Annotated in this window: 6 protein-coding genes; 4 read left to right on the top strand and 2 right to left on the bottom strand. The window is 30.3% G+C overall.

The features are described 5' to 3' along the window. The first annotated feature begins 150 nt into the window (after positions 1-150). Together L8X38_RS00260 and L8X38_RS00255 are read left to right on the top strand one after the other, a co-directional pair. A complete protein-coding gene (locus tag L8X38_RS00260; protein ID WP_263660940.1) occupies positions 151-1401 on the top strand; it encodes an MFS transporter in 1251 nt (416 codons plus the stop codon). Next, a complete protein-coding gene (locus L8X38_RS00255; RefSeq protein ID WP_263660939.1) occupies positions 1398-3407 on the top strand; it encodes a CocE/NonD family hydrolase in 2010 nt (669 codons plus the stop codon). The genes L8X38_RS00260 and L8X38_RS00255 overlap by 4 nt, the downstream gene beginning before the upstream one ends. A gap of 30 nt (positions 3408-3437) precedes the next feature. On the opposite strand, the gene L8X38_RS00250 is transcribed toward L8X38_RS00255, so the two are convergent. Both L8X38_RS00250 and L8X38_RS00245 read right to left on the bottom strand, forming a co-directional pair. Beyond that, entirely contained in the window at positions 3438-6950 is a 3513-nt protein-coding gene (locus L8X38_RS00250; protein WP_263660938.1) for an acyl-[ACP]--phospholipid O-acyltransferase, read from the bottom strand. A 69-nt stretch (positions 6951-7019) separates the two neighbouring features. After that, positions 7020-7628: a nitroreductase family protein gene (locus tag L8X38_RS00245; RefSeq protein WP_263660937.1), complete on the bottom strand. Its 609-nt coding sequence runs from the start codon at positions 7626-7628 to the stop codon at positions 7020-7022. A 133-nt stretch (positions 7629-7761) separates the two neighbouring features. Between L8X38_RS00245 and L8X38_RS00240 the strand changes: the two genes are divergently transcribed. After that, the gene (locus L8X38_RS00240; protein WP_263660936.1) at positions 7762-8895 is read left to right on the top strand and encodes an efflux RND transporter periplasmic adaptor subunit; all 1134 of its coding nucleotides are present in this window, start codon (positions 7762-7764) and stop codon (positions 8893-8895) included. Continuing rightward, the gene (locus L8X38_RS00235) at positions 8892-10823 is read left to right on the top strand and encodes an ABC transporter permease (protein WP_263660935.1); all 1932 of its coding nucleotides are present in this window, start codon (positions 8892-8894) and stop codon (positions 10821-10823) included. The genes L8X38_RS00240 and L8X38_RS00235 overlap by 4 nt, the downstream gene beginning before the upstream one ends.

Raw genomic sequence — 10823 nt, 5'->3', positions numbered from 1 at the left:
TGCTTATAAATTATTAAATTAATAAAATTTTATAATAAAGTAGATTAAAATGTGTAAAAAATATATTATTATAATATTTTTTGCATAAAATCACTTATATAAAAGCAAAAAAACATAAAAATTATATATAGTATGCAAAAGGAGTTTTTGATGGGACAAAATACAGGACAAAGTTTAAAAAATAATTTTTTAACATTATTGTTATTATCCTTTTGCGGATCTATTATTTATGGTTTACCTTATTTTAGAAAGTATTATTATGATGATTATATGAGTCTTTATCATTTAAATAATTTTGAAATGGGGCTTTTGGGTAGTGCTTATGGATTGCTTGGTTTGTTTTCTTATGCTTTAGGAGGTTATTTAGCAGATCGTTTTGCACCAAAAAAATTATTGATTTTTTCTTTAATTGCTACAGGACTTGGTGGTTTATTGCATTTATATTTTACTTCTTTAAATGCACTTTTGATTATTTATGGAATTTGGGGGATTACTTCATTATTAACTTTTTGGCCTTCTTTGATGAAAATAGTAAGGAGTTTAGCAAATTCTAAAGAACAAGCAAGGGCTTATGGAATTTTTGAAGGCGGTAGAGGAGTTGTTGGTGCTGCACATTTGGCTATAGCTACGAGTATTTTTGGATATTTTCAAACAAAAGCCTTGGCCGCACAAGGTATAGAAATGGTTATTGTGTTTTATTCTATAGCTCCTATTGCAAGTGCTATTTTATTGTTTTTTCTTTTGAAAGATGATATTAATGAGCAAAGTGAGAAGATTAAAATCAAAGACTTGGTTTTTCTTTTGAAAAATTCTGCTCTTTGGCTTGTGGTTGCTATTACTTTTTGTACATATTTTTTTAACATGAGTTTTTATTATTTTACTCCTTATGCAAGCAATGTTATAGGAACTTCTGCTGTTTTTGCAGCTATTTTAACGGTATTGGCTCAATATATTCGTCCGGTTTCTTCTGTAGTGGGTGGATTTATAGCAGATGGATATGGAAAAGCTAAAATAATGATGATAGGCTTTATTTTAATGGGAATTGGTGTTATTTTTTTAATGCTTAGTTCAAAATTAAATGGATTTTTACAAATGAGTGTTTTAACTTCTGCTTGTGTCGTAATTTATATAGCTATGTATTCTAATTTTGGAATTTATTATTCTTTACTTAGTAAGGGAAAAATTCCTATACATTTAGCGGGTATGGCTATAGGTATTGTATCTACTTTTGGGTATTTGCCTGAAGTTTTTGCACCATTACTTGCTGGAGATTTATTAGATAGATACCCAGGTGTAAAAGGTTTTCATATATATTTTACCATCATGATAGTTATGGCTATTTTGGGTGTAATGTTTTGTTTGATTTGGATTAAAAAATACAATAAAAAGGAGATGAAATGAAGGAAATTGTTTTTAACTTTAAAAACAAGGTTAGAGTAATAGAAAATGAATGGATAGTTTTAAAAGATGGCACTAAGCTTTCATCACGAATTTGGCTTCCTCAAGTAAAAGAAAAAGTTCCTGCTATATTAGAATACATTCCTTATAGAAAAAATGATGGAACAAGGGGTAGAGATGAGCCTATGCACGGATATTTTAGTGGTAATGGCTATGCGGTTGTTAGGGTTGATATTAGAGGAAGTGGGGAATCTGATGGTTTATTAGAAGATGAATATTTAAAACAAGAACAAGATGATGCCTTAGAAGTCATTGAGTGGATTGCAAAGCAAGAATGGTGTGATGGGAATATTGGTATGATGGGTAAATCTTGGGGTGGCTTTAATTCTTTACAAGTTGCAGCAAGAAGACCTAAAAATTTAAAAGCAATTATAGTAGTAGGTTTTACTGATGATAGGTTTAATGAGGATATTCATTATAAAGGCGGATGTTTGCTTAATGATAATTTTTGGTGGGGTAATATCATGCTTGCATATCAATCACGCTTTGTTGATCCAAAAATTGATCCAAATGGTAGAAAAAAATGGCTCAATAGGCTTGAGAATATGCCTTTATGGCCCACATTATGGCTTGAGCATACTTTAAAAGATGATTATTGGAAGCATGGATCTGTTGGGGAAAATTATGATGATATACAAGTCCCTGTTTTTGCATTAGATGGATGGGCTGATTCTTATACTAATCCTGTTTTTACTCTAATGAATGGTTTGAAAGTTCCAAAAAAAGCTATCGTTGGTCCTTGGGCTCATGTTTATCCTCATGATGGTTTACCTTTGCCTGCAATGGGTTTTTTACAAGAAGCACTTAAATGGTGGGATAAATGGCTTAAAAATGAAGAAAACGATGTGCTTGAAGCTCCTATGATACAAGCATATATTGAAAATAGCTCTAAGCCAAATTCAAAAACAGAGAAAGTAGAAGGTCGTTTTGTTGCTTTAAATGATTTTAAAAATGATATTAGCTATAAAAGATACTATTTAAATCCGCATAAATTAACATGTAAAAAATCAAGTGAATTTATCAAAATTAACACTCCATTAAATCATGGGCTTTTATCAGGAGAGTGGATGGGAGCTGGTGTTTTAGGAGAAAGTCCTAGCGATCAAAGGTTAGATGATGGGATGGCAGTTGTTTTTGAAAGTGATTTTTTAGAACAAGATTTAGATGTCTTAGGCTTTCCTATGTTAAATGTAAAAATTGCAAGCGATCAAGAAAAAGCTATGCTTTTTGCTCAACTTAGTGAAGTTAGAGCTGATGGTTTTGTAAAAAGAGTAAGTTATGGAGTAATCAATCTTGCATTAAGTGATAATAAAGAGCAATTTATACCTTTAAAAAAAGATGAATTTATCCAAAAGCAAATCAAACTTGATGCTTGTGGATATAGATTTGCCAAGGGTTCTAAGATAAGATTATCATTAGCAAATTCTTTTTGGCCTATGTTTTGGCCTATGCCAAAAATTTCAACCTTGACTTTAGATTTAAATGAGTGTGAATTTAATTTACCATGTTTTAATGGTCAAGATAGCGATAAAATCAATATGCAAGCACAAAGTGCTCCTTTAACCCCAATAACACTTTTAGAAGAAGGTAGGGTAAATAGAAGCATTTCTTATGATATTTTAAACGATACTTGGACTTGTATTACAGATGGTGTTGGCGGGGTTTTTGGAGAAGGTGTTTATAGATTTGATGAGGTTGATGTTTTAGTAAAGCATAATTTAAAAAGAGAATTAAAACTTCAAAATGAAAACCCATTAAGTGCAGAATATACCATTACTCAAACAATGCAAATAGGACGCGAGGGTTGTATGATGGAGGCGGATATAATCTTAACACAAACTAGCGATTTGGAGTATTTTTATATTAAGGGAAAATTAGTAGTTAAGGAAAATAATAAGCTTGTTTTTGATAAAAAATATGATTGTAAAACTAAAAGAAATAGTTTATAAAATTTCCCAAAGTAAAATTTACTTTGGGAATTAATTTTCTTGCAAGATTTTAGCTAAATCTTTAGCACCTTTTAGATCCACTTTGCCAGAGCCTAAAAGTGGGATTTGTTCTACCTTAAAATATCTACTTGGTTTAAAAATAGCAGGCATAGTAGAGTTTTTAATTGCTTCACAAATTCCTTCAAAATCTTGCTCTTGGCATTCTACTAATAAGCATACCATTTCACCTTTTTTATCATCATCTAGTGCAACTGCGCAAAATTTTACTACATCTGTATTGATAAATTTAGCAATTTCTTCTTCTAAAGCTCCTAAAGATATCATCTCACCACCAATTTTTGCAAAACGAGAATAACGATCTACTATATATAAAAAGCCATCCTCATCTACATGGCCTTTATCGCCGGTATTATACCAGCGTATGCCATCGATTTCTTTGATAACTTCATCGGTTTTTTCTTTATTGTTTAAATAACCCACCATAACCTGATGGCCACCAATGAGTATTAATCCATCTTCTCCATGATTTAAACTTTCATAAGTAGATGGATCTACTATGCGTATAGCACTTCCTGGTAAAGGCATACCTACACTACCTTCTTTATTTGCACGGTGTAAAATCCAATAGTCAGGATCAAATTTATTCGGTAAATTTACACTTGCAACTGGAGTGGTTTCAGTGGCTCCATAGCCTTCAAAAATAGGTTTTTTAAATTTAATTTCAAAGGCAGTTCTTACTTCGCTTTTGAGTTTTTCAGCACCTGAAACGATAATCCTTAGGCTTTCAAACATAATCGCATCAAGTTTTTTATTTCTTGCATAAATACCTAAAAAAGTTGAAGTAGCACACATAATGCTAACATTGTTTTTTACTATAGCTTTTGCTACACCTAGTGCATCTGTTGGATCAGCATGTGTTATGCTTTTAATCCCTTCTAATAAAGGCATAAAAGTAGTTACAGTTAATCCAAAAGCATGAAAAGGTGGCAAAGAAGATAAGACAACATCTTCATTTTTTGCACATAATACATCTGAAATTTGAGCTATATTGCTTAAAATATTGCGATTATTTAGCATTACCCCCTTAGGTGTTCCCTCGCTACCACTACTAAATAATATAGCAGCTATGGCAAGGTTTTGTTTATTAGACGCAAATAATGCTTTTATTAAACAAGTAGGTAAGATACTTACTAAAGCAAGCATAGAAAAGATTTTGAGTTTTTGTCTTTTAAAGTTTGCGATAATATCTTCCATAAAAATAATTCTAACATGCTCTTCAAATTCTAGTTTTATGCCTTTATTTTCTAATTTTTCCATAAATTTTCTAGAAGTATAAATTTGTTGAATTTGAGAGCTTTGAATGGCTTGATTTATTGCTTTTACACCTGCTGTGAAATTTAAATTTACCACGATTTTATTTGCAAGTAATACAGCTAGATTACAAAGAGAGCTAGCCATGGAAGCAGGGAGCAAAATTCCTATACATTCTTCTTTTGGAGCATAGCTTCCTTGGGTAGGTTGTATATTTAACTCATGTGATCTATTTTTTATAAAAGAGCTAAAAACTAGACTTAAAGCAAGCATTTTTCTATAAGTAATACCACCTATTAAAGGATCAACAATAGCTATTTGACTTAAATTTCTTTTAGCGCTATCTATCCAAGCTCTAGCTATAGTATGCATACTTTCACATTGAGATTTCCAAGCAATAAATGAAAGTTCAAAAACCTTTGCTTTAACCACTTCTTTTTTAGTGTGTATTGGCAAGCTTTTTCCAAAAGCAATAGCGATTTTTCTTTTGCTTATTTTGCGGTTTCTTGCTGAAAATTCTTCATCACTTCTTGAAAAAGCACTTCCCCAAAGTCCTCTAATATAAAAAGGTAAAATCACTCCATCTTGCTCTTCTAATTTTGAGCAAACTAACTCAAATCCACCTTTAAATTCATTAAGCTGTCCATGGCGTGAAAGCACTCCTTCTGGGAAAAGGCAAACTAAATTTCCATTTTTAATATGCATAGCAATAAGCTCTAAGCTTGATTTGCTAGAAGCACTTGAAACAGGAATAACTCCAAATTTATCAAGAAAAATTCTAATATACCACTTAGAATAAATGCTTTTTTCCATAACAAAATAAATTTTTCTTGGTATAGCCATTTGCACAATAGCCCAATCTATAAAAGATATATGATTGCCAAGTAATAACGCTCCGCCTTTTTCAGGAATATTCTCAAAACCTTCTACCAATAAACGGTAGCGTTGAAAAAACGCTATACTCATTAATAAACGCACTAAAGAAAAAGGCAATTTACTTAGCACATAAATGCTTCCAAAAAATGCCACAGCGATGATAAAATAAAACAAATTTATCACTTCAATTTTAACATAAGCAGCAAAAGTAGCTAGTGCTAAAAAGCCTAACATAAAAATATTTTGTATGAAATTATTTCCTGCTAAGACTTTTCCTAGTTCATTTTCTTTTGCATGAAATTGTATTAGAGAGTTTAAAGGTATGATAAAAAATGCTCCGCTTAAACCAAAAATAAAAAACACTACACTATAACTTAGTAAGTTTTCTAAAAATGGCATTAAAATGCTCATTAGAAAAACCCCTAAAGCACCTAGTGGTATAAGACCTAATTCGATGTAATTTTTAGAAAACTTACCACTAACAAGCGATCCTATAATCACTCCTATACCAGAAAAAGCTAAAGAGCATTGTACATAAAAGGTATTTTCTATAAAAAGATCATTTTTTGCATATACAGGAAAACTCACTAAATAAAGTTGTGATATGGCCCAAAAAAGTGAAATTCCTATAATGCAAAGCCAAATAATTTTATGAGAAAATATTGTTTTTAAATTAGAGGTTAAAAGCTTTCCTTGTAAATATTGTTTTTTATCAAAACTTAAATTTTTATCTTCTTCTTTTAAGCTAGGAAGTTTATAAGCTAAAAAAAGTTCTAATAAAGCAAAAGCTATTAATACAAAACCCAAAGGTGCAATTTGTGTTAAAATATCCGAAGGAGTGTTAAAATTTGACTCAAAAAGCATTTCAAAGCTTAGAGAAAATACTGCCATACCGGCTAAAATAGCCACAATACTTACTGCATTGACAGCTCCATTTCCCATAGCTAAAAGCTCTTTTCCTACTAATTCTTTTATAAAGCCATATTTTGCAGGAGAGTATAAGGCAGATTGCACTCCCATGATAAAAGTCATTGTAAATGCAAGCCAAAATGCTCCAAGATAATAACACAAACAAATAATACAAGTTAATATTACTGAAAATAATGCAGATATTTTCATGATTTTATTTTTAGGAAATTTATCCGCTAAAAATCCAGATGGTGAAAGCATAAGAATAAAAGGCAAAAGCATTAAAGCATTGACAATAGCAGTTAGAAAAAGTTGGGTGCTATCTTCATAAAATTTATAAATGGTATTTTGTATGATGATTTTGTGTCCTAAATCCACAAAAGCATTAATAAAAGCTACTGCTAAAAATGGCAATACGCCAAAAATCTTTAAAAAATTTCCTTGCATTTAAAACTCCATTTTATTTTAAAAATATTATTTTATTATATAAAATTTAAATGGAGTTTTGATATTTGATTAATCTTTAAATTCTACCACTTCATTAAATGCAAAATGAGCTTTTTCTGTACCAGAATTTTTTTGGGCATGTCCTAGAGCAATGAGCATAGATACTCTTTGTTTAGCGGTGTCTAAATTTAAATATTGATTGATTTTATCTTTATCAAAACCACCGATAATACACGAACCCAAATTTAAACTATAAGCAGCATTGATAATATTTGCAATAGCAAGATGACTTTGCTCTTTTGCATAAATAAAACTTTGTTCTAAATCCATTGCGTCTAAAAATGGCTTATAGGTTTGCAAGCGTTTATTTAACTCTTCTTGGCTTAAACCACGCTTTTTTAGTTTTTCTTCAAAATAATCTTTAAAATCAGCTCTTGAGATCACAACAATAATAGCAGCACAATTTGCTACATGATTTTGATTGTTAGCTATTTTGGCAATTTCTTTTTTATGTTCATCTTTTTGAAAAACTAAGAATTTCCAAGGTTCAAGTCCTAAAGAACTAGGAGATAATCTAGCACATTCTAAGATATATTCTAAGTTCTCTCTAGAAATTTTTTCTTGAGTATATGCTCTAATAGAAGAGCGATTTTGCATTAAATTTAAATAATCTTGCATATAATTTCCTTATTTTTAGTTTAATTTATCTTATATCTTATAAGCTTTAAAATTGTTAAAATTATATTTTATTGCTACAATTTTATTTTTACTTCATACAAATATTTTATTATACGGTTTTTAAAGGATTAAAATGAAAAAAATAATTTATTTGAGCATATTTTTGATTATACTTATTATAGGGATGTATTTTTTCTTTTTTGCAAATAAGGAAGAATATAATTATCTAACTTATGAGGTTAAAAAACAAGACATTACTCAAAGCATAGAAGCAATAGGTGAAGTTTATGCAAAAACCCAAGTTGATGTTGGTGCACAAGTTAGTGGGCAAATTACTAAACTATATGTAAAATTGGGCGATCGTGTTAATGAGGGTGATTTAATCGCACAAATTGATAAAGATAAACAACAAAATGATTTAGATATTACCAAAGCTAGACTTGAAAGTGCAAAGGCAAATTTAGAAAGTAAAAAAATTGCTCTTGATATAGCTACTAAACAATACCAAAGAGAGCAAAAGCTTTATGCTAAAAAGGCTACCTCTTTAGAAAATCTTGAAAATCTTAAAAATACTTTTTATGCCTTAAGAGCAAATGTGGCTGATTTAAAAGCTCAAACTACTCAACTTGAAATTTCTTTAAAAAATGCTCAAAAAGATTTAGCTTATACTACTATAACTGCACCTAGTAAGGGTGAGATTATCAATGTAGCAGTTGAAGAGGGGCAAACTGTAAATGCAAACCAAAATACACCAAGTATAGTGCGTTTGGCTGATTTAAGTGAAATGGAAATTCGTATGCAAATAGCTGAAGCTGATATTAATAAAATTAGTGTTGGAAAAAAGGTTAAATTTAGTATTTTAAATGAGCCTGATAAAAAATATGAAGCAACTATTTCAAGCATAGATCCAGCAAATACTACCATAAGCGATGCAACAAGCAATACAAATTTAAACTCAAACTCAAGTACTAGCACTAGCGCTGTGTATTATTATGCAAGGGTTTTTGTAAAAAATGATAATAATTTTTTACGCATAGGTATGAGCACAGAAAATGAAATTGCTATTAAAACAGAAAATAATACTTTAGTTATACCAACTTTAGCTATAAAAAGCGATGTAAGTGGTTATTATGTAGAAATTTTAAAAGCAAATAATATAAGTGTGAAAACACCTGTTAAATTAGGTATTAAAGATAGTTTAAATACTCAAATTTTAGATGGTATTAATGAGGGTGATTTAGTTATCATAGGTAAAAATAAAAAATGATACGCTTAGAAAATATACAAAAAAAGATTAATAATACAACTATTTTAGAAAATATTAATCTTTATATTCAAAAGGGAGAATTTGTAGCCATTATAGGGCAATCAGGTAGTGGGAAAACCTCTCTTTTAAATATTATAGGAACACTTGATGAACCAAGTAGTGGAAAATATTTTTTAGATGCATATGAAGTAACTAATTTAAGTAAAGATGAAAAAGCAAGGATTAGACGCGAAAAAATTGGTTTTATATTCCAAAGATATAATTTGCTTAGTCTTTTAAATGCTAAAGATAATGTAGCCTTGCCTGCTGTTTATGCAGGTAAAAACAAACATGAAAGATCACAAAAGGCTAAAGAATTACTTTCTTTTTTAGAGCTTGATCACAAAGAATTATCAAAGCCAAATGAGCTAAGTGGTGGACAGCAGCAAAGAGTTTCCATAGCAAGAGCTTTGATGAATGGCGGTGAGCTTATTTTAGCAGATGAGCCAACGGGTGCGCTTGATTCTAAAAGCGGTAAGATAGTTTTAGAAATTTTAAATAAACTAAACGATCAAGGACACACTGTAGTTTTAGTCACTCATGATAGAGAAATAGCTGCTAGAGCAAAAAGAGTTATAGAAATTAAAGATGGTAAGATTATAAGCGATAGTGGTGCAAAAAAAGCAGACGAAATAAAAGCTAAGTTAATGCCAAAAGAGAAAAAAAGCTTTAATTTGCTTAAAAATCAGCTTTTTGAAAGTTTAAAAATGTCCATAGCTTCTATTGTAGCACACAAGCTACGTTCTTTGCTTACTATGCTTGGTATTATTATAGGTATAGCTTCAGTAGTTTGCGTGGTTGCTTTAGGACTTGGAGCCCAACAAAATATACTTGCTTCTATTAGCTCTATTGGGACTAATACCATAGAAGTTGTTTCAGGGCGTGGTTTGGGGGATATTCGATCAGGTAGAACAAGACTAAATTTAAGTGATTTAAAAACCTTAAGTTCTTTGCCTTATTTAGAAGCAGTAGAAGCAGATGTAGGCAAAATAGGGGTAGTAACTTATAAGAATAATTCTTTACAAGCTAGAATTTATGGAGTAGGGCCAAATCATCTAAGACTTAGAGGTTTTGTGATGGTAGATGGTAGATTTATTAATAATGAGGATATAAAAGATAATACTAATATTTGCATTATAGATGAAAATGCTTTGAGAATTTTATTTGATAATATTAGTGCTAAAGATGTTTTAGGTAAAAGCGTGATTTTTAACAAGCAACCTTTAACTATAGTTGGTGTTTTAAAAAAAGAAAGAGATAATAAAGGCTTTAGAGCTGATGAAAATACCATTAAAATTTATACTCCTTATTCTACTTTGATGAATAAAATCACAGGAGATAAGCAAATAAGAGCTATAGTAACTAAGGTAAAAGATGAGGTAAATCCTGCTTTAGCTGAAGAGGCTATGGTAAAAATTTTAGAAATTAAACGCGGAAAAAAAGATTTTTTCACTATAAATTCTGACGCAATTAAAAATGCCATTGAGGAAAATACTGCTACTTTAACTTTACTCATTTCTTCTATTGCAGTGGTATCTTTGATAGTAGGTGGTATTGGTGTGATGAATATCATGCTTGTTTCAGTAAGTGAGCGCACAAGAGAAATTGGAGTTAGAATGGCTATTGGAGCTAGAAAAGAAGATATTTTAATGCAGTTTTTAATCGAAGCTGTGTTGATTTGTTCTTTAGGGGCTATTTTTGGAGTAATGCTTTCTTTTATCATCATTGAAGTATTTAATTCTTTAAATTTTGGTTTTACGATGATACTTTCATTAAATTCGGTATTTTTAGGGCTTTTAAGTTCGGTTTTAATCGGAGTGGTTTTTGGATTTTTCCCAGCAAAAAATGCAGCAAATTTAAATCCTATTAGTGCTTTATCAAAGGAATGA

The organism is Campylobacter sp. CNRCH_2014_2452, assembly GCF_025772865.1.
In the GTDB taxonomy this organism is placed as follows: Bacteria; Campylobacterota; Campylobacteria; order Campylobacterales; family Campylobacteraceae; genus Campylobacter_D; species Campylobacter_D lari_D.
The sequence above is the reverse complement of the archived record's forward strand: the minus strand, read 5'-3'. Positions and strand labels throughout refer to the sequence as shown.

Coding starts and splice junctions, on each gene's coding strand:
- L8X38_RS00260 (WP_263660940.1), top strand. CDS start 151: ATGGGACAAAATACAGGACAAAGTTTAAAAAATAATTTTTTAACATTA.
- L8X38_RS00255 (WP_263660939.1), top strand. CDS start 1,398: ATGAAGGAAATTGTTTTTAACTTTAAAAACAAGGTTAGAGTAATAGAA.
- L8X38_RS00250 (WP_263660938.1), bottom strand. CDS start 6,950: ATGCAAGGAAATTTTTTAAAGATTTTTGGCGTATTGCCATTTTTAGCA.
- L8X38_RS00245 (WP_263660937.1), bottom strand. CDS start 7,628: ATGCAAGATTATTTAAATTTAATGCAAAATCGCTCTTCTATTAGAGCA.
- L8X38_RS00240 (WP_263660936.1), top strand. CDS start 7,762: ATGAAAAAAATAATTTATTTGAGCATATTTTTGATTATACTTATTATA.
- L8X38_RS00235 (WP_263660935.1), top strand. CDS start 8,892: ATGATACGCTTAGAAAATATACAAAAAAAGATTAATAATACAACTATT.